The 607-nt window shown below is 41.8% G+C and carries 1 protein-coding gene; it reads right to left on the bottom strand.

Going from position 1 to position 607, the window contains the following annotated elements; genetic code table 11:
• Window positions 1–432, bottom strand: a 432-nt coding sequence (locus ACYVRH_RS14115) for a SurA N-terminal domain-containing protein (RefSeq protein WP_461257511.1), incomplete at its 3' end; no start/stop codon positions are given.
• Between the last annotated feature and the right edge of the window lie 175 nt (window positions 433–607).

Raw genomic sequence — 607 nt, forward strand, 5'->3', positions numbered from 1 at the left:
GAGGTATTTTTGGACGATAAACTGTTTGCGAAGCTGCTCCCTGAAAGCTTGTACGTCAAGTCCGCTTTCAGCCTTGACGGCCTGTGAGAATTCCGCTTCCGTAGGCTGGCGGCCAAGCTGTTGGGCCAACGCGTTACGCAGTTGCTGCATTTGCTGGTTTATCTCGTTTTCCGTGACCATTATTCTGTCACGCTCTGCGGCCTGTAAAACCAGTCTTTCATTGATTATTACGTCTAAAACCTGAAGCCTCTCGGCCTTGGTTAACGTCTTACCGGAAGCTTTTTCCATCCGTTCCACGTCTGTACGGAGTTGTCCGACGGTAATAGCCTCGGTTTTTGTTAAATTTACAGTTGCCGCAGGCTGTAAAGCCGACTGAGAAAAAGCCGGTATTGCCATAAAAATCGCCAATAATAAAAATATAATCTGTTTCATAAGTTGTCCTTATAAGTTAATATAACACAAATATAAACAAATAGTAAATGGGAAGGTTAAATGGGACTTAAAAAAAACCAACGGTTTTTTTTAAGTCCCTAGAAGAAAACCGCAAATTTATCAAGGTGTAAAGGATTATTGTGAGCGGTTTTCTTCATGGATATAATCCATAAAG

It is taken from the genome of Treponema sp. R80B11-R83G3 (assembly GCF_054786115.1).